Origin of the sequence: Pseudomonas sp. B21-031 (genome assembly GCF_024748985.1) — a bacterium.
GTDB lineage: Bacteria > Pseudomonadota > Gammaproteobacteria > Pseudomonadales > Pseudomonadaceae > Aquipseudomonas > Aquipseudomonas kermanshahensis.
Window position 1 is genome coordinate 428,588 of record NZ_CP087181.1, and the last position, 19,128, is coordinate 447,715.

Sequence of the window (19,128 nt, forward strand, 5' to 3'; positions counted from 1 at the left end):
CTTGTGCCATAGCATTCGCGGGCAAGCCCGCTCCCACAAGTACCCCACCGCATTCGAGCTGAGTGGGGTACCTGTGGGAGCGGGCTTGCCCGCGAATGGGCCGCACAGCGGCCCCTTGCGATTTACAGCCCGTTACGCGCCTTGAACTCGCGACGACGGCGGTGCAGCACCGGCTCGGTATAACCGTTCGGCTGCTTGCCACCTTCGATCACCAGCTCCACAGCCGCCTGGAACGCGATGTTGTCGTCGAAATTCGACGCCATCGGGCGGTACAGGGCGTCACTGGCGTTCTGCTGGTCAACCACCACCGCCATGCGCTTGAGGCTTTCCAGCACCTGCGCCTCGCTGACCACGCCATGGCGCAGCCAGTTGGCCAGCAACTGGGCCGAGATGCGCAGGGTGGCGCGGTCTTCCATCAGGCCGACGTTGTTGATGTCCGGCACTTTCGAGCAACCTACGCCCTGATCGATCCAGCGCACCACGTAACCGAGGATGCCTTGGGCGTTGTTGTCCAGCTCGTTGCGGATCTCTTCGTCCGACCAGTTGGTGTCGGCGGCCAGCGGGATGGCCAGGATGTCGTCGACCGACGCCGGGGTGCGCGTAGCCAGCTCGCGCTGACGTGCCTGCACATCGACCTTGTGGTAGTGCAGGGCATGCAGGGTCGCGGCAGTCGGCGAAGGTACCCAGGCGGTGTTGGCGCCGGCCAGCGGGTGAGCGATCTTCTGCTCGAGCATGGCGGCCATCAGGTCGGGCATGGCCCACATGCCTTTGCCGATCTGCGCACGGCCTTGCAGGCCGGTGGCCAGGCCCACGTCGACGTTGTTGTTCTCGTAAGCGCCGATCCACTTCTCGTTCTTCATGGCGCCTTTGCGCACCACAGCGCCGGCTTCCATGGAAGTGTGGATTTCGTCACCGGTGCGGTCGAGGAAGCCGGTGTTGATGAACGCTACGCGCTCGGCGGCTGCCTTGATGCAGGACTTGAGGTTGACCGTGGTGCGGCGCTCCTCGTCCATGATGCCGACCTTGACGGTGTTGCGCGGCATGCCCAGCAGGTCTTCTACCTGGCTGAAGATTTCAGCGGCAAAGGCCACTTCTTCAGGGCCGTGCATCTTCGGCTTGACGATGTACACGCTACCGGTGCGGGTGTTCTTGCGGCTGGTGTTGCCGTTGAGGTTGTGCAGGGCGATCAGGTTGGTGAACAGCCCGTCCTGGATACCTTCCGGGATTTCGTTGCCTTGGGCATCGAGGATAGCCGGGTTGGTCATCAGGTGACCCACGTTGCGCACGAACAGCAGCGAACGACCGTGCAGGGTGACGCTGCCACCGTTAGGCGCGGCGTACTCGCGGTCTGGGTTCATGGTACGGGTGAAGGTCTTGCCACCCTTGTTCACGCTTTCGGCCAGGTCGCCTTTCATCAGGCCCAGCCAGTTGCGGTAGACGATGACCTTGTCATCGGCGTCTACGGCCGCGACCGAGTCTTCACAGTCCATGATGGTGGTCAGTGCCGATTCCATCAGGATGTCTTTGACGCCGGCGGCATCGGTGCTGCCGACCGGGGTGCTGGCATCGACCTGAATTTCGAAGTGCAGGCCGTTGTGCTTGAGCAGCACGGCGGTTGGCGCGGCGGCGTCACCGACGAAGCCGATCAGTTGTGCGTCGTCACGCAGGCCGCTGTTGCTGCCACCCTTGAGGGCGACCACCAGCTTGCCGCCCTGGATGCTGTAGGCGGTGGAGTCGACATGCGAGCCCGCAGCCAGTGGCGCGGCTTCGTCAAGGAAGGCGCGGGCGAAGGCGATGACCTTGTCGCCCCGCGCTTTGTTGTAACCCTGGCCTTTCTCGGCGCCGCCTTCATCGCTGATGGCATCGGTGCCATACAAGGCGTCGTAGAGCGAGCCCCAGCGGGCGTTGGCGGCGTTCAGGGCGAAACGGGCGTTCATCACCGGCACGACCAGCTGCGGGCCGGCCATGCGGGCGATTTCTTCGTCCACGTTTTGTGTGGTGGCCTGGAAATCGTCGGCTTGTGGCAGCAGATAGCCGATTTCCTGGAGGAAGCTTTTGTAGGCTACGGCGTCATGGGCCTGGCCTTTGCGTGCCTGGTGCCAGGCGTCGATCTTGGCTTGCAGCTCGTCGCGCTTGGCGAGCAGGGCTTTGTTCTTTGGAGCGAGGTCATTGATGATCTTCTCTGCACCTGCCCAGAACTGCTCGGCGACGATGCCGGTCCCTGGGATGGCTTCGTTGTTCACGAAGTCGTACAGGACCTTGGCGACCTGAAGGCCACCGACTTGAACGTATCCAGTCATTGCTTGCCTCACTCTGCTCAGCTATTTCGCTCTTCTGTATTAAGCCTGTAGCGCTTCTCTAAACACGGCACCAGTGCGTGCCCTGGGTGAATGAACCCTAGGGCGGCTGGGTGCGGCCTGCCAGACGGGCTGGCGGGCAGTGTGCGTATTTTCACAGGCGCCTTGGCAGACATCCAAACGACGTTTTGTAGTCCGCGCCACGGGATACTACATGAAGCAGTAGGCGGGGCAAAATCAGACTAAAAGCGTCGTTGTGCGACCCGTTGGTCGCGTATGGTCACGCTGGGAGTGGGTATGTTCGCAAAAAACAGGTGGATTGTTCCAGATAAATCTTGAAACAGTACACGATTCGTTATGTCGATTGCCCTGCGGCAGGTTGCCGCGCCTTGCCTATACTCAATCGATCCCCCGGTTTATCGCCGCCCAGCGCGGTTCGACGCAGAGGAAGGGCTTGTGGATCATCTTGTACTCACTGTGATTGCCCCTGACAAGGCCGGGCAGGTCGAACGCATTGCACAATGCATCGCCGACCACAGCGGCAATTGGCTGGAAAGCCGCATGTCACGCATGGCCGGGCAGTTTGCCGGCATCCTGCGGGTGGCGGTGCCGGCAGAAAATTACACAGAGCTGGTGGCGTCGTTGCAGGGCTTGGCGCGGTACGACATTCGCGTATTGATTGCCGAGAGCGGCATCGAGCCCTCGTGCACCTGGAGGCCGATCGCCATGGAGCTGGTGGGCAATGACCGGCCGGGGATCGTGCGTGATATCACGCGGCTGCTGGCCGATCTAGGGGTGAACTTGGAGCGCTTTACCACCGAAGTGCGCCCTGCACCGATGAGCAGCGAGCCGCTGTTTCATGCCGATGCGCTGTTGGCGCTGCCGTTGACGTTGTCGCTGGATGAGCTGCGGCAGCGGTTGGAGAGTTTGGCGGATGATTTGATGGTGGAGTTGGAGTTGCGGGCGGAGGATTGATTTGGGATTGCCGGGTCCGCTTTGCGGCCCATTCGCAGCACAAGGCTGCTCCTACAGGTACCACGCAACTTCTGTAGGAGCAGCCTTGTGCTGCGAATGGGCCGCGAAGCGGACCCAGGGTTATCCCCCGTTTCACAGGTACGGCCCTGTGGATAACCTGGGGGCGTACCTCTGCAGCCCAGGCGCATCAAGGCTCACCCAGGGTTGATCAAAAAACACCCAAGTATCAGCGGCTTGTGCACAAAGCACGGGGACGAGGGTGTGGATAACCTCTGGAGATGTCTCTGCAGGCCACGGGCTACATGGCCTGCATAGATTTGATCATTTTTTGATCAGGCGCGTTTGCGCAAATTCAGCCAGGCATCGACGCTATAGATCGCCAAACCCGCCCAGATGAACATGAACGCCACCAGCGTGCTCGACGACAAATGCTCGTCAAACAGCAACACTGCCTGCAGCAACACCAGCGTCGGCGCCAAGTATTGCAGGAAGCCCAAGGTGGTATACGGCAGGTGGCGCGCGGCGGCGTTGAAGCACACCAGCGGCACCAGGGTCACTGGCCCTGCCGCCATCAACCACAACGCTTCACTGCTGGTGTAGAACGCGCCCTGTGCGCTCAGGGCAGCGGGGTGCAGCAACATCCAGCCAAGGGCCAGCGGCACCAACATCCAGGTTTCCACCACCAGGCCCGGCAGCGCCGCCACCGGCGCCTGTTTGCGGATCAACCCATAAAAGCCGAAGCTCAGCGCCAGTACCAGCGACACCCAGGGCAGGCTGCCCGCTTGCCACACCTGCTGGGCCACCCCCACGGCCGCCATGGCCACCGCCAGCCATTGCAGGCGGCGCAGGCGCTCGCCGAGGATGAGCATGCCCAGCAACACGTTGATCAGCGGGTTGATGTAGTAGCCCAGGCTGGCTTCGAGCATGCGGCCGTTGTTCACCGACCACACATACGTCAGCCAGTTACCCGCGATCAGCGCGCCGCTCAGGGCGAGGATGGCCAGCCTGCGCGGGTTGTCGCGCAGTTCGCGCCACCAGCCAGGGTGCTTCCATAGCAATAGCAGCAGCGAACCGAACAACGCCGACCAGAGCACCCGGTGGACGATGATCTCCACGGCGGGGACGCTCTGGATGGCCTTGAAGTAAAGGGGGAACAGGCCCCAAATGATGTAGGCGCTGAGGCCCAGGATGTACCCGCGTTGCGGGTTTGCGGCGTGCATGCAGAATCCTTGCTTAGGTAGCTAAATAAAGCGACGCCTATTGTAGACAGAGGTCAGCACACATCTAGAACAATTTCAGTGGTTGTTCATCGAGGGCCGCCATTTGCTCGCGCAGTGCCAGAATCTGGTCGCCCCAGTAGCGCGGTTGGCCAAACCAGGGGAAGCTGCGCGGGAAGGCCGGGTCGTCCCAGCGGCGGGCCAGCCAGGCGCTGTGGTGCAATTGTCGCAGGGCTCGCAAGGGCTCGATCAGGGGCAGCTCGCGCGGGTCGAAGTCGTGGAACTCGTTGTAGCCGTCGATCAGCTCTGCCAGTTGGCCGAGGCGTTCCTCGCGGCTGCCGGCGAGCATCATCCACAGGTCTTGCACCGCTGGGCCCATGCGGCAGTCGTCGAGGTCGACGACGTGATACACCTCGTCGCGATGCATCAGGTTGCCGGGGTGCAGGTCGCCGTGCAGGCGCATCACTTTGTGTGGGGTGCGCGCGTAGATGTCCTCAACCCGTTTCAGCAGGTCGCGGGCGACGGACTCGAAAGCAGGTAGCAATTCCCGTGGTACGAAGTTGCCCTCGAGCAGGGTGTGCAGTGACGCGTGGCCGAAGTTGTCCACAGCCAATGCTTCGCGGTGCTCGAACGGGCGTGTCGCGGCTACGGCGTGCAGGCGGCCGAGCAATTGGCCGAGGCGATACAGCTGGTCGAGGTTGCCGGGCTCCGGGGCATGGCCACCGCGGCGGGGGAACAGGGTGAAGCGAAAACCCTGGTGCTCGAACAGCGTGCGGCCGTCATGTTGCAAAGGCGCGACCACCGGCACTTCGCAATCGGCAAGTTCGGCGGTGAAGCGGTGCTCTTCGAGGATGGCCTCATCGCTCCAGCGGCCTGGGCGGTAGAACTTGGCGATCAGCGGCTGCGAGTCTTCGATGCCCACCTGATAGACGCGGTTCTCGTAGCTGTTCAGGGCCAGGATCCGGGCGTCGCTGAGAAAGCCAATGCTTTCCACGGCGTCCAGGACCAGGTCGGGGGTGAGGGTGTCGAAGGGGTGGGACATGGTGACTCCGGGGATGAGCTGCGTGGGGCCATGGTAGCGCATTCCACCCGGCCCGACCGGCTTGACCCACTCTGTGTAGGCGCAGCCTTGTGCTGCGAAGAGGCCGGTGATAGCAGCAAAGATGCTCTGTGTTTTCACCGGCCTCTTCGCAGCACAAGGCTGCTCCTACACCGGAACCCCAAGCAGCACATAAGAAGGGTGGAACTGCACCCGCACCGTGCTCGCGGTCGCAACGCGATGACGCGCCAGCCAGTCCTGCTCGGCAAACGCACACAATGTCTGCCCATTACCCAACGCCAGCCGCACTTCGCTAGGGCCGTTGGCTTGCGCCAGCAGTTCGTCCACCGTCGCCTTCAGGCAGTTGCTGCCGGCGTCGGCTTCATCACCCTCCCCAAGCAACTGCACCCAGCCTGCCTTGAGCAATGCCACGACCATCGTCCCCAATGTCAGCTCCAGCCGTGCAGTGCTGTCGTGGGTGATCAGCGCCTCGATCTCCAGCCCGCCGCCCAGCGCCAGGCTTACACGGTCATGCCGGCCTTCGCGGCGCAGGCCGCTGACCTTGCCTTGCAACTGGTTACGCGCACTGGTGCGCAGCATCAGGCGCCCGAGCAGGTCGAGGTCGCTGGACTCTTCGGCCGCCTCCAGCACCTGCGCCTGCAGTGCCTGCAAACGCTGATACAGCCGCAGCACGCGTTCGCCCTCGGACGACAGCCGCGCGCCGCCGCCACCACGCCCGCCGGTGCTGCGCTCGACCAAGGGCTGGCTGGCCAGGTTGTTGAGTTCGTCGATGGCGTCCCAGGCAGCCTTGTAGCTGATGCCTGCAGCCTTGGCGGCGCGGGTGATCGAGCCTTGCTCGGCGATGTGCTGCAGCAGCGCGATGCGTTGCGGGCGGCGGACGATGTGCTGGGTGAGGAGGCTAGGGAGGGGCATAGGCAGGGTTTTCAGCAGTTGATCAAGGGACGGTGCCTTCATGGCAGCGCACCGTCAAGCCATACAGGCCTGCACGATTACATCTGCCCAGGCTTGGGCGTGCGCGCCAGGCAATACACATCTACCCTGCGTGCCCCCGCCTTGGCTAACACTTCGGCGATGGCCTGGGCGGTGGCGCCGGTGGTCAGCACGTCGTCGATGACCGCTACATGCCTGCCCTGCAGCGAGGTATGGCCGGCGACACAGAATGCCTGGCGCAGGTTGCGCCGCCTGGCTTTGGCGTTCAGATGTTGCTGCGCCGGTGTCTCACGTGTGCGCAACAACAGCCGCTCGTCGCAGCCGATGCCCAGTTGCGTCGACAACCAGCGCGTCAGCATGCCGGCCTGGTTAAAGCCGCGCTCACGCAGTCGACGCTTGGCCAACGGAACAGGCAACAGCAGGTCAGGTTGCATCAAGCCCTCTGCGTAGCGGTGTTGCAGGCCATGCCCCAGCAGTTCGGCCATCAACCGCCCCATCGGCCACTGGCGGTTGTGCTTGAAACGGCTGATCAGCGTGTCGACCGGGAACCCGTAATGCCACAGCGCGACGACGTGCTCGAACGCCGGTGAACGGCGACAACACTGGGCGCAGGTCAGGTTGGCCATCGGCAGTGGCAGGGCGCAGCGCAGGCAATGGTCCGCCAGCCAAGGCAGTTCCTGCTCGCAGGCCACGCACAACGGGTATGCCTGTTCGGCAGGCGTGTCGCACAGTAAACAGGTTTGGTTGTTATTTGTACAGTTGTAAACCAGTGCTTTCAGGTTGGGTTGACAGTTCATAGGCCTTCCATGACTATGCGAGCTATCCGTGATGCGCTGGCGGGCTTTCCTGTCCCGGCGCCAGTTACAGCCTAAACAAGGAAACGCCGATGAGCGCCAGCACAACTGCAACAACACGTCACGACTGGACCTTGGCCGAGGTCAAGGCGCTGTTCCAGCAACCGTTCAATGACCTGCTGTTCCAGGCGCAGACCGTGCACCGCGCGCACTTCGACCCGAACCGTGTTCAGGTTTCGACCCTGCTGTCGATCAAGACCGGCGCCTGCCCAGAAGATTGCAAATATTGTCCGCAGTCCGGCCACTACAACACCGGGCTGGAAAAACAGAAGTTGATGGAAGTGCAGAAGGTGCTGGAAGAAGCCGCCCGCGCCAAAGCCATCGGCTCGACCCGCTTCTGCATGGGCGCGGCGTGGAAGCACCCGTCGGCCAAGGACATGCCCTACGTGCTGGAGATGGTCAAAGGGGTGAAGGCCATGGGCCTGGAAACCTGCATGACCCTCGGCAAGCTCGACCAGGACCAGACCCAGGCGCTGGCCCAAGCCGGTCTCGACTACTACAACCACAACCTCGACACCTCGCCGGAGTTCTACGCCAGCATCATCACCACCCGCACCTACAGCGAGCGCCTGCAGACCCTGGCCTATGTGCGCGATGCCGGGATGAAGATTTGCTCTGGCGGCATCCTCGGCATGGGCGAGTCGCTGGACGACCGCGCCGGCCTGCTGATCCAATTGGCCAACCTGCCAGAGCACCCGGAGTCGGTGCCGATCAACATGCTGGTCAAGGTCGCCGGCACGCCGCTGGCCGAGGAAGAAGATGTCGACCCGTTCGATTTCATCCGCATGCTGGCGGTGGCCCGCCTGTTGATGCCCAAGTCGCATGTGCGCCTGTCGGCCGGCCGCGAGCAGATGAACGAACAGATGCAGGCCCTGGCCTTCATGGCTGGCGCCAACTCGATCTTCTATGGCGAAAAGCTGCTGACCACCGCCAACCCGCAGGCTGACAAAGACATGCAGCTGTTCGCCCGCCTCGGCATCAAGCCTGAGGCCCGCGAAGAGCATGCCGATGAAGTGCACCAGGCGGCCATCGAGCAGGCGCTGGTCGAACAGCGCAGCAGCGAGATGTTCTACAACGCAGCCTCGGCCTGAGATGGCCTTTGACCTGGCGGCGCGCCTGGCCGAACGGCGTGCCGCAGACCTGTATCGGCAACGGCCCCTGCTGGAGAGCCCGCAAGGGCCTGAAGTGGTGGTCGATGGCCAGCCGCTGTTGGCGTTTTGCAGCAATGATTACCTGGGCCTTGCCAACCACCCCGAGGTGATTGCTGCGTGGCAGGCGGGTGCCGAGCGGTGGGGTGTCGGTGGCGGCGCGTCGCACCTGGTGGTTGGCCACAGCACGCCGCACCACCAGGTCGAGGAGGCCTTGGCAGAACTCACTGGGCGCCCACGCGCGCTGTTGTTCTCCACCGGCTACATGGCCAACCTGGGTGCAATCACCGCGCTGGTGGGGCAGGGCGACACGGTGTTGCAGGATCGCCTTAACCACGCGTCTTTGCTCGACGGCGGGCTGCTGAGCGGCGCCCGTTTCAACCGCTATCTGCACAACGACCCGGCCAGCCTGGCAAGCCGCCTGGACAAGGCCGTCGGCAATACCCTGGTGGTAACCGACGGGGTGTTCAGCATGGATGGCGACCTTGCCGATTTGCCGGCTTTGGCCAAGGTTGCCCGCGCCCGCGGCGCCTGGCTGATGGTCGATGATGCCCATGGCCTGGGCACGTTGGGTGCGCAAGGTGGCGGTATCGTCGAGCACTTCGGCCTGGGCATCGATGATGTGCCTGTGTTGATCGGTACGCTGGGCAAGGCCTGCGGTACGGCGGGTGCTTTTGTCGCCGGCAGCGACGCGTTGATCGAAGCGCTGGTGCAGTTTGCCCGGCCCTACATCTACACCACTAGCCAGCCTCCGGCGCTGGCCTGCGCGACACTCAAGAGCCTGGAGCTGCTGCGCCGCGAAACCTGGCGCCGTGAGCACCTGGCCGCGTTGATCCGCCAGTTCCGCCTGGGTGCCGAACAGATCGGCCTGCAACTGATGGACAGCCCGACGCCGATCCAGCCGATCCTGATTGGCGACAGCGCACAAGCGCTGCGCCTGTCGCAGATGTTGCGCGAACGTGGCCTGCTAGTCACTGCCATCCGCCCGCCCACCGTGCCTGCCGGCAGCGCACGCTTGCGGGTTACCTTGAGCGCCGCGCACAGCGAGGCGCAGGTGCAGCTATTGTTGAATGCATTGGCCGAGTGTTATCCACAGCTGGAGGCCGCCGATGCGTAACCGACTGATCCTTCTTCCCGGATGGGGCCTGGGTACTGCTGCGCTGGAGCCGTTGGCGGCCAGCCTGCGCGCCCAGGATGCCCGCCTGCAGGTCGAACTGATGCCCCTGCCGGAACTGGCCGAAACCGACGTGCAGGCCTGGGTCGATCACCTCGACCGCAAACTGCCGACCGACACCTGGCTGGGCGGCTGGTCGATCGGGGGCATGTTGGCCACTGAGTTGGCAAGCAAGCGCGGCGATCACTGCTGTGGTTTGCTGACCTTGGCTAGCAACCCCAGTTTCGTGGCGCGGTCAGACTGGCCCCACGGCATGGCCGAAGACACCTTCGGCACCTTCCTCGACGGTTGCCGCAGCCACACCCAGGTAACCCTCAAACGCTTCCGCACCCTGTGCAGCGACGGCGCCTTGCAACCGCGCACCTTGCTGCGTCAGCTGGGCGTCGGGGTACCCGACACCGACCCGCTGTACCTGGCCAGTGGCTTGCAGGTGCTGGCGCAACTGGATACCCGCGCTGCGCTGCAACACTACACCGGGCCGCAGTTGCACTTGTTTGCCGGCAGCGACGCACTGGTGCCGGCGGAAGCTGCCAAGGCCCTGAGCGAACTGTTGCCAGACGTGGAAGTCGGCCTGGTCGAAGAGAGTTCCCACGCGTTCCTGCTGGAATACCCACAGGAGTTGGCGGCGGGTATCAAGAGTTTTCTGCATGAGAGTGGCGATGACTGACCTTTCCCGTCCGACCCTGCCCGGCGCGCTGCCGGACAAGCGCCAGGTGGCGGCCTCGTTTTCCCGCGCGGCGGCCAGCTACGACAGCGTCGCCGCGTTGCAGCGCGACGTCGGCCTGAACCTGCTGGGCCAGTTGCCAGAGGGCTTGGCACCGTCGCGCTGGCTGGACCTGGGCAGCGGCACCGGCCACTTCAGCCGGGTGCTGGCCGAGCGCTTCGCGCAGGCCAGTGGTGTGGCGGTGGATATCGCCGAAGGCATGCTGCGCCATGCCCGCAACGAACAGCGCGGCGCGCAGTACCACGTGGCCGGCGATGCCGAGCGCTTGCCGCTGCGCGATGCCAGCGTCGATCTGGTGTTCTCCAGCCTGGCGGTGCAGTGGTGCGGGCAGTTCGCCAGTGTGCTGGACGAGGCGCGCCGGGTGTTGCGCCCGGGTGGGGTGCTGGCCTTCAGCAGCCTGTGCGTCGGCACCCTCGATGAGCTGCGTGCCAGCTGGCAAGCCGTGGATGGCCTGGTGCATGTCAACCGCTTCCGCCGTTTTGACGATTACCAGCGCCTGTGCGCGGGCAGTGGCTTCGAGCAGGTGACCCTGCAGCAGCGCGCGCACGTGTTGCACTACTCCGATGTACGCAGCCTGACCCACGAACTGAAGGCGCTTGGCGCGCACAATATCAACCCGGGCCGCCCTTCGGGCCTCACTGGCCGTGCCCGCATGCAGGGCTTGTTGCAGGCCTATGAGGCATTTCGCCAGTCTCAGGGGCTGCCCGCCACTTACCAAGTGGTCTATGGTGTGTTGCGCAAGCCACAGGCGTAAGGGGAGTCAGATGAGCCAGGCCTATTTCATTGCCGGTACCGATACCGATGTCGGCAAGACCACGATTGCCGCCGGCCTGCTGCATGCAGCGCGGTTGCAGGGCATGAGCACATTGGGCGCCAAGCCGGTGGCGTCGGGTTGCACGGTAACCGCAAAGGGGCTGCGCAACAGCGACGCACAGGCGCTGATCGATGAAAGCACGATCAAATTGCCGTACGAACAGGTCAACCCGTTCGCCTTCGAGCCTGCGATCGCGCCGCATGTGGCCGCACGCGAGGCGGGCGTCACGCTGGGTGTGCCCGAGCTGCTGGCGGCGATGCGCAACGTGCTGCAGCAAAACGCCGACTTCACCTTGATCGAAGGCGCCGGTGGCTGGCGTGTGCCGCTGTCGGGCCAGGCTAACCTGTCTGACCTGGCCATTGCCCTGCAACTGCCAGTGATCCTGGTGGTTGGGGTGCGCCTGGGCTGTATCAGCCATGCCTTGCTCAGCGCCGAAGCGATTGCCCGCGATGGGCTGCAACTGGCGGGCTGGGTGGCGAATATCATCGAACCGCGCACATCGCGCCTGGAAGAGAACCTGGCCAGCCTCGCCGAGCGCTTGCCGGCGCCATGCCTGGGGCGGGTGCCGAAGTTGAAGCTGGCGAGTGCCGATATGGTGGCTGAGCATTTGCAGCTGGATTTGCTGGATTAACGGCCGCTGCCTATCGACTGGCATTGGGCCATTGACGATTTAAACGGGCCTTTTTTGCCATCTGCTGCTTTAATGAGGCCTGTTCGTCATCCAGCGTCAATGGAGTCCTGACATGGAAATCACCGGCAGCTCCGCCTATTACGCGGGCCTCAGCGCAATCCAAAATGGCCAGAACCGCGTCGATCAAGCCGCCAGCCAGATCGCCAACAATACCGCCGAACGCACCGCCACCAGCCAGTCGAGCGACTTCCAGGCTGAGCGTCTGCGCGCTGTCGATCGCAGCCAGCAGATGGACTTGGCCACCAGTACCGTGCAACTGGCACTGGGCAAACATGAAGTCGAGCTTGGCGCAAAAGTCGTCAAGGCATCCGACGAAATGCTCGGCCGGATCATCGACACCTACGCCTGATCCCTCGCGGCACTCAACTTAGCGACTCTTCTTTTGTGGGCGCAGGCTTCCCTTGCGCCTCATTGCGCCCCTGCACGCCCTCTGTAGGAGCAGCCTTGTGCTGCGAAGAGGCCTTGAACACCCTGGGAATGTTCGTTTTTATCGCTGGCCTCTTCGCAGCACAAGGCTGCTCCTACAAGGGGTTATGTTGACTTCAGGCGTGAGCTGGCAGAAAAGCCATTTTTCGTGGCGTAAATGGCACTATCGTCCCTCCTTGACATCCGCTCGCGCTAAACGTAAGTTTCAAACAACTGTTTGATCGACGGCCGCCAAGCCTTGCCGGTAGTACCGATCACCCCCGAACTCATCACAGAGGTTCATCGCAATGCCTGACTACAAAGCCCCCTTGCGTGATATCCGTTTCGTTCGCGACGAACTGCTCGGCTACGAAGCGCATTATCAGAGCCTGCCGGGTTGCCAGGACGCCACGCCCGACATGGTCGACGCGATCCTCGAAGAAGGTGCGAAATTCTGTGAGCAGGTACTGGCCCCGCTGAACCGCGTTGGCGATCAGGAAGGCTGCACCTGGAGCGAGTCGGGGGTGAAGACGCCGACCGGTTTCAAAGCGGCCTACGAGCAATTCGTCGAAGGTGGCTGGCCGAGCCTGGCCCACGACGTGGCCCACGGCGGCCAAGGCCTGCCAGAGTCGCTGGGCCTGGCCCTGAGCGAGATGGTCGGTGAATCGAACTGGTCGTGGGGCATGTACCCAGGCCTGTCCCATGGCGCGATGAACACCATTTCTGAGCACGGCACCGAAGAGCAACAGCACACCTACCTGACCAAGCTGGTCAGCGGCGAGTGGACCGGCACCATGTGCCTGACCGAGCCGCACTGCGGTACCGACCTGGGCATGCTGCGCACCAAGGCCGAGCCGCAGGCCGACGGGTCGTACAAAGTGTCGGGCACCAAGATCTTCATCTCCGCCGGTGAGCACGACATGGCCGATAACATCGTCCATATCGTCCTGGCCCGCCTGCCCGATGCACCGGCCGGCACCAAAGGCATCTCGCTGTTCATCGTGCCTAAGTTCCTGCCCAACGCCGACGGCGCAATCGGTGAGCGCAACGCGGTGACCTGTGGCTCGATCGAGCACAAGATGGGCATCCACGGTAACGCCACCTGCGTGATGAACTTTGACGGCGCTACCGGATACCTGATCGGCCCGGCCAACAAAGGCCTGAACTGCATGTTCACCTTCATGAACACTGCTCGCCTGGGCACCGCGCTGCAAGGCCTGGCCCACGCCGAAGTGGCGTTCCAGGGTGGCCTGAAATACGCCCGTGAGCGCCTGCAGATGCGTTCGCTGACCGGCCCTAAAGCCCCTGAAAAGGCGGCTGACCCGATCATCGTCCACCCGGACGTGCGCCGCATGCTGCTGACCATGAAGGCCTTCGCCGAAGGCAACCGCGCCATGGTCTACTTCACCGCCAAGCAGGTGGATATCGTCAAGTACAGCCAGGACGAGGAAGAGCGCAAAAAAGCCGACGCCCTGCTGGCCTTCATGACCCCGATCGCCAAGGCCTTCATGACCGAAGTCGGTTTCGAGGCCGCCAACCACGGCGTGCAGATCTACGGCGGCCATGGCTTCATCGCCGAGTGGGGCATGGAGCAGAACGTGCGCGACAGCCGTATCTCCATGCTGTACGAAGGCACCACCGGTATCCAGGCGCTGGACCTGCTCGGCCGTAAAGTGCTGATGACCCAAGGCGAAGCGCTGAAGGGCTTTACCAAGATCGTGCACAAGTTTTGCCAGGCGCAGGAAGGCAACGAGGCAGTCAAAGAGTTCGTTGAGCCGTTGGCGGCCATCAACAAGGAATGGGGCGAGCTGACCATGAAAGTGGGTATGGCAGCCATGAAGGATCGCGAAGAAGTGGGTGCCGCTTCGGTCGATTACCTGATGTACTCCGGTTACGCCTGCCTGGCTTACTTCTGGGCCGACATCGCCCGCCTGGCTGCCGAGAAACTGGCTGCCGGTACTGAAGAAGTGGCGTTCTACACCGCCAAGCTGCAGACCGCGCGCTTCTACTTCCAGCGCATCCTGCCGCGCACCCGTACCCATGTGGCGACCATGCTGTCGGGTGCTGGGAACCTGATGGCGATGGACGAAGAGCACTTCGGCCTCTCTTACTGATCCACCGCGTGCACAAAAACCCGCCTGCCCTCACCGGCAGGCGGGTTTTTTTATTCTGCAGCCAGATGCCTAGCCCTGTGTAGGAGCAGCCTTGTGCTGCGAAGAGGCCATAACTGCCACAGAAAATCGTTTGTCATACCGGCCTCTTCGCAGCACAAGGCTGCTCCTACAGAGGGGCGGCATCAGATCTGTATTCAACTGTTCACGCGTGCTGCCGATGAAATAAGGGCACAATGCCACTATTGATCTGCCGGGTTGGAGATTACCCTTGTTTCGTCTTGATGCTGTACGCGTAACTCACTTCCTGCCTTCGCTGTTTCTCTTGCTGGCAGGCCTTGCGGCGGCTTACGTAAGAGACCTCAGTGTCTTTTTCACATCGCTGTTCAATGTCTTGCCCACCTTGGTCCTGCTATTGGGCGGTGCTTACTGTGCTGTTTACCGACGCCAGCGTGAGCTGTTTCTGATGGTGACGGTGTACATCGCTTACTTCCTGCTCGACACCCAGACCGACTTCTACCGCGACAACGGCCACGTGCGTGCGGACGCCGCGGTTATCTTCCATTTGGTGTGCCTGCTGCTGCCGGCCCTGTTCGGGCTGTATGGCGCCTGGCAGGAGCGCACCCACCTGCTGCAGGACCTGGTCGCCCGCTTCGCGGTGTTGTTCGCCGTTGCCAGCGTTGTGGTGGCACTGGAGCAAAGCTACCCCGACGCGCTGCTGGCCTGGCTGGCAGAGATCCGCTGGCCGGCCTTGCATGGCCCGTGGATGAGCCTGATCCAGATGGTCTACCCGCTGTTCCTCGGCGTGTTCATCCTGCTGGTGGTGCAGTACCTGCGTGCGCCCAGGCCGTTGCATGCGGCGCAGGTCATTGGCCTGATCGGCCTGTTCTGGATGCTGCCGCAGACGTTCATCCTGCCGTTCACCCTGAACATCATGTGCAGCCAGGTGATGTTGATGATTGCCGCGGCCGTGGCGCACGAGGCCTATCAGATGGCCTTCCGCGACGAGCTGACTGGCCTGCCGGGGCGCCGTGCTTTGAACGAGCGTATGCAGCGGCTGGGGCGCAACTATGTGATCGCCATGACCGACGTCGACCACTTCAAGAAATTCAACGATACCCACGGCCACGATGTCGGCGACCAGGTGTTGCGCCTGGTTGCCAGCCGGTTGTCCAAGGTTACCGGTGGCGGCCGCGCCTACCGTTATGGTGGCGAGGAATTCGCCCTGGTCTTTGCGGGCAAGACGGCCGAAGAATGCGTGCCGCATGTGGAAGCTGTGCGCGGTGTGATCGCTAACTATGCGATGCAGTTGCGCGACCAGAACAGCCGACCGCAGGACGACTCGGCAGGGCGCCAGCGCCGTGCTGGCAGCGGCGCCGGTACGGTGTCGGTGACCATCAGCATCGGTGTGGCCGAGCGCCAGGCCGATCATCGCAACCCGGAGGCGGTGCTCAAGTCGGCCGACCAGGCGCTGTACAGCGCCAAAGAGGCCGGGCGCAATTGTGTCATGGTGCATGGGCAACAATCGCAGCGTGGGGCGGTTCGCATGGCGTGACCAAACAAGACTATACGGTCAGCTGATGACCCTATGTCTCGTAAAAGTTGTTCGGTTACACTGCCTGCAACCCAGTGTCGCGGTTCCCCGAGACCGCCCCGACCCTACTAGTGAGAGGTTGTCATGGCCGACTATAAAGCGCCCCTGCGCGACATGCGCTTCGTTTTGAATGAAGTCTTCAACGTGACCGAGCAATGGGCGCAGTTGCCCGCGCTGGCCGAAGTGGTGGATGCCGAGACCGCCCTCGCCGTGCTGGAAGAGGCCGGCAAGGTGACGGCCAGGACCATCGCCCCACTCAGCCGCGCCGCCGACGAAGAGGGCTGCCACTGGGACAACGGCGCGGTCAGCACGCCGGCCGGCTTCATCGAGGCCTATAACACCTACGCCGAAGGTGGCTGGGTGGGCGTTGGTGGCGATCCCTTGTTCGGCGGCATGGGCATGCCCAAGGTTATCTCGGCCCAGGTCGAAGAAATGGTCAACGCGTCTAGCCTGGCCTTCGGCCTGTACCCGATGCTGACTGCCGGTGCCTGCCTGTCGATCAATGCCCACGCCAGTGAAGCGCTCAAGCAACAGTACCTGCCCAACATGTATGCCGGCGTCTGGGCTGGCTCCATGTGCCTGACCGAGCCGCATGCCGGCACCGACCTTGGCATCATCCGCACCAAGGCTGAACCCCAGGCCGACGGCAGCTACAAGGTCAGTGGCACCAAGATCTTCATCACCGGTGGGGAGCACGACCTGACCGAGAACATCATCCACCTGGTGCTGGCCAAGCTGCCGGACGCGCCCGCCGGGCCGAAAGGCATTTCGTTGTTCCTGGTGCCCAAGTTCCTGATCAACCCAGACGGCAGCCTGGGGGCGCGCAACCCGGCCACCTGTGGTTCGATCGAACACAAGATGGGCATCCAAGCCTCCGCCACTTGTGTGATGAACTTCGACGAAGCGGTCGGTTACCTGGTCGGCGAGCCCAACAAGGGCTTGGCGGCCATGTTCACCATGATGAACTACGAGCGCCTGGGCGTCGGCATTCAGGGCCTGGCATCGGCTGAACGTTCCTACCAAAATGCCGTGGAATACGCCCGTGACCGCCTGCAGAGCCGTGCCCCGACCGGCCCGCACGCCAAGGACAAGGTTGCCGACCCGATCATCGTGCACCCTGATGTGCGGCGCATGCTGCTGACCATGAAGGCCTTGATCGAAGGCGGGCGCGCCTTCTCGAGCTACGTGGCGCTGCAACTCGACAGTGCCAAGTACAGCGAAGACGCCACCACACGCAAGCGCAGTGAAGAGCTGGTGGCCCTGTTGACGCCGGTGGCCAAGGCCTTCCTCACCGACCTGGGCCTGGAGTGCGCGGTGCACGGCCAGCAGGTGTTCGGTGGGCATGGCTACATTCGTGAGTGGGGCCAGGAGCAACTGGTGCGTGATGTACGAATCACGCAGATCTACGAAGGCACCAACGGCATCCAGGCCCTCGACCTGATGGGGCGCAAGGTGGTTGCCAGTGGCGGCGCGTACTACAAGCTCTTCTCGGACGAGATCCGCCGCTTCATCGCCGGTGCCGACAGCGCGCTGGACGAGTTCGCCAAGCCGCTGGGCGCGTACCTCGACCAGCTGGACGGGCTGACCGAGTGGGTACTGGAGCAAGCCAAGGGCAACCCGAATGAAATTGGCGCGGCCTCGGTCGAGTACCTGCATGCCTTTGGTTACGTGGCCTATGGCTACATGTGGGCGCTGATGGCGCGTGCGGCCAAGGCGGGTGAGGGGGATGAGGCGTTCTACTCGGGCAAGCTGGGTACGGCGCGGTTCTACTTTGCACGGTTGCTGCCGCGGGTGGATTCGTTGGTGGCGTCGGTGAAGGCGGGGAGTGAGTCGCTGTACCTGCTGGACGCTGAACAGTTTTGATAAATGCTGGGGCCGCAAAGCGGCCCCCAGCATTGATATGTTCGGAATGAATCCCCCTTTGTAAGCTTTCTCCTACACGACGTGGTGACTTTTCACCACTGTTCTCAGATTGGATCCACAGGTAATCTTTACCACATGGACGTTGCGCAGGAAGCGCAAAGGACAGATCAAGGAAGACGACGAAGGACCACCTGCCAGGATGGCGGGGCGATACGGATGTCACAGGGAAACAGTCTGGAAAACCCCGCTTCGGCGGGGTTTTCTTTGTGCGCGTGTTTTGTCAGCCCAGCACATCCAGAGGCGAGCCACCCAGTTGGCGTGCGTCTGTCTCTTCTTCCAGTAGCGTACGCAGCAGCTCCACCGAGGCTTGCTGGCGCTGCGCATCGCGGAACACCAGCCCGACCTTGAGCGGCACCCGCGGCTCGCTCAATGGCTTCCACAGCAGCCCCTGGTCATCTTCAGCCGCATCCTTGGCCCGCCCCGGCAAGATGGTAGCCAGCGCCGTATGGGCCAGGCTGTCGAGAATCCCCGCCATGTTGTTCATCTCTGCCTGCACCTGCGGCCGACGGCCTTGGCTGGCCAGTTGCGCCTGCCAGATCTGACGAATCTGAAACTCTTCGCCCAGCATCAGCATGGGCAGTTCAGCGGCCTGGCGGATCGACACCTTCTTGAAGTCCTTCAAGGGATGGGTGTCGGGGATGACCAACTGCAGTTCATCTTCGTACAGCAACAGGCCATGCAGCCCGGGTTGGCGCGGCGGCAGGTAACTGATGCCGATGTCCAGGCTGCCATTGAGCAGGCGCCGTTCGATTTCCAGCCCCGACAGCTCGTAGATTTGCACCACAAGGTGCGGCTGGGCCTTGCGCAAGCGTTCGAGCAACTGTGGCACCAGGCTGGGACGCACGGTCTGCAGCACGCCGATGGCCAGGGTACGCAAAGACTGGCCCTTGAAGTTGCGCATGGCCTCATGGGCCCGTTGCAGGCCATCGAGCAGCGGCAGGGCATGGTTGTACAGCGTGTGGGCGGCCAAGGTCGGCAGCAGGCGCTTGTTGCTGCGCTCGAACAGGCTCAGGTCGAGGCTGTGCTCCAGTTGTCGGATCTGCTGGGAAAGCGCGGGTTGGGACAAAGACAGGCGCTCGGCGGCGCGGCCGACATGGCCTTCTTCATACACCGCGACGAAATAACGCAGTTGGCGGAAATCCATAAGTAACACTTATCGAAAATGCTGGAAAAACGAAATGGTCGAAACCCTTCGTGGCGCCTAGTCTATC

The 19,128-nt window shown here is 62.9% G+C and carries 16 protein-coding genes; 10 read left to right on the plus strand and 6 right to left on the minus strand.

The genetic code is table 11. The features are described from left to right. Positions 1-122: 122 nt before the first annotated feature. Positions 123-2,300 (minus strand): malate synthase G, encoded by a 2,178-nt coding sequence (locus LOY53_RS01865; protein ID WP_252826494.1) that lies wholly within the window; start codon positions 2,298-2,300, stop codon positions 123-125. Positions 2,301-2,753: 453 nt separating this feature from the next. On the opposite strand from LOY53_RS01865, the gene LOY53_RS01870 reads away from it, so the two are divergent. Continuing rightward, positions 2,754-3,272 (plus strand): glycine cleavage system protein R, encoded by a 519-nt coding sequence (locus LOY53_RS01870; protein ID WP_252826495.1) that lies wholly within the window; start codon positions 2,754-2,756, stop codon positions 3,270-3,272. Positions 3,273-3,604: 332 nt separating this feature from the next. Here the strand turns inward: LOY53_RS01870 and rarD are convergent, their stop codons facing one another. The 4 genes from rarD to LOY53_RS01890 all read right to left on the minus strand — a co-directional run bounded on the left by rarD (position 3,605) and on the right by LOY53_RS01890 (position 7,276). Beyond that, on the minus strand, positions 3,605-4,492 hold the full coding sequence (gene rarD / locus LOY53_RS01875; protein WP_258703541.1) for an EamA family transporter RarD: 888 nt from the start codon (positions 4,490-4,492) through the stop codon (positions 3,605-3,607). Between the two features lie 64 nt (positions 4,493-4,556). Next, positions 4,557-5,531, minus strand: coding sequence for a serine/threonine protein kinase (locus tag LOY53_RS01880; protein ID WP_258703542.1), 975 nt, complete (start codon positions 5,529-5,531; stop codon positions 4,557-4,559). 165 nt (positions 5,532-5,696) lie between these two features. Next, entirely contained in the window at positions 5,697-6,461 is a 765-nt protein-coding gene (locus LOY53_RS01885) for a TOBE domain-containing protein (RefSeq protein ID WP_252827371.1), read from the minus strand. 77 nt (positions 6,462-6,538) lie between these two features. Next, positions 6,539-7,276 (minus strand): ComF family protein, encoded by a 738-nt coding sequence (locus tag LOY53_RS01890; RefSeq protein ID WP_252826497.1) that lies wholly within the window; start codon positions 7,274-7,276, stop codon positions 6,539-6,541. Positions 7,277-7,365: 89 nt separating this feature from the next. Between LOY53_RS01890 and bioB the strand changes: the two genes are divergently transcribed. From bioB to LOY53_RS01935, 9 genes are all read left to right on the plus strand, one after another. Next, a complete protein-coding gene (gene bioB, locus LOY53_RS01895) occupies positions 7,366-8,424 on the plus strand; it encodes a biotin synthase BioB (RefSeq protein ID WP_252826498.1) in 1,059 nt (352 codons plus the stop codon). Position 8,425: 1 nt separating this feature from the next. Further along, positions 8,426-9,598, plus strand: a complete 1,173-nt coding sequence (bioF, locus tag LOY53_RS01900) for an 8-amino-7-oxononanoate synthase (RefSeq protein WP_252826499.1) — start codon at positions 8,426-8,428, stop codon at positions 9,596-9,598. After that, on the plus strand, positions 9,591-10,322 hold the full coding sequence (locus LOY53_RS01905) for an alpha/beta fold hydrolase (RefSeq protein ID WP_252826500.1): 732 nt from the start codon (positions 9,591-9,593) through the stop codon (positions 10,320-10,322). The genes bioF and LOY53_RS01905 overlap by 8 nt, the downstream gene beginning before the upstream one ends. Next, a complete protein-coding gene (gene bioC / locus LOY53_RS01910) occupies positions 10,315-11,133 on the plus strand; it encodes a malonyl-ACP O-methyltransferase BioC (RefSeq protein ID WP_252826501.1) in 819 nt (272 codons plus the stop codon). The genes LOY53_RS01905 and bioC overlap by 8 nt, the downstream gene beginning before the upstream one ends. Before the next feature lie 10 nt (positions 11,134-11,143). After that, entirely contained in the window at positions 11,144-11,824 is a 681-nt protein-coding gene (gene bioD / locus LOY53_RS01915) for a dethiobiotin synthase (protein WP_027594352.1), read from the plus strand. A gap of 112 nt (positions 11,825-11,936) precedes the next feature. Beyond that, positions 11,937-12,233: a pyrroloquinoline quinone biosynthesis protein PqqE gene (locus LOY53_RS01920; RefSeq protein WP_099452703.1), complete on the plus strand. Its 297-nt coding sequence runs from the start codon at positions 11,937-11,939 to the stop codon at positions 12,231-12,233. 364 nt (positions 12,234-12,597) lie between these two features. Next, positions 12,598-14,403: a phenylacyl-CoA dehydrogenase gene (locus tag LOY53_RS01925; protein ID WP_258703543.1), complete on the plus strand. Its 1,806-nt coding sequence runs from the start codon at positions 12,598-12,600 to the stop codon at positions 14,401-14,403. A gap of 268 nt (positions 14,404-14,671) precedes the next feature. Then, positions 14,672-15,955 (plus strand): diguanylate cyclase, encoded by a 1,284-nt coding sequence (locus tag LOY53_RS01930; protein ID WP_258703544.1) that lies wholly within the window; start codon positions 14,672-14,674, stop codon positions 15,953-15,955. A gap of 123 nt (positions 15,956-16,078) precedes the next feature. Further along, on the plus strand, positions 16,079-17,857 hold the full coding sequence (locus tag LOY53_RS01935; protein WP_252826507.1) for an acyl-CoA dehydrogenase C-terminal domain-containing protein: 1,779 nt from the start codon (positions 16,079-16,081) through the stop codon (positions 17,855-17,857). A 280-nt stretch (positions 17,858-18,137) separates the two neighbouring features. Here the strand turns inward: LOY53_RS01935 and LOY53_RS01940 are convergent, their stop codons facing one another. Further along, positions 18,138-19,061, minus strand: a complete 924-nt coding sequence (locus LOY53_RS01940; protein WP_027594357.1) for a LysR family transcriptional regulator — start codon at positions 19,059-19,061, stop codon at positions 18,138-18,140. Between the last annotated feature and the right edge of the window lie 67 nt (positions 19,062-19,128).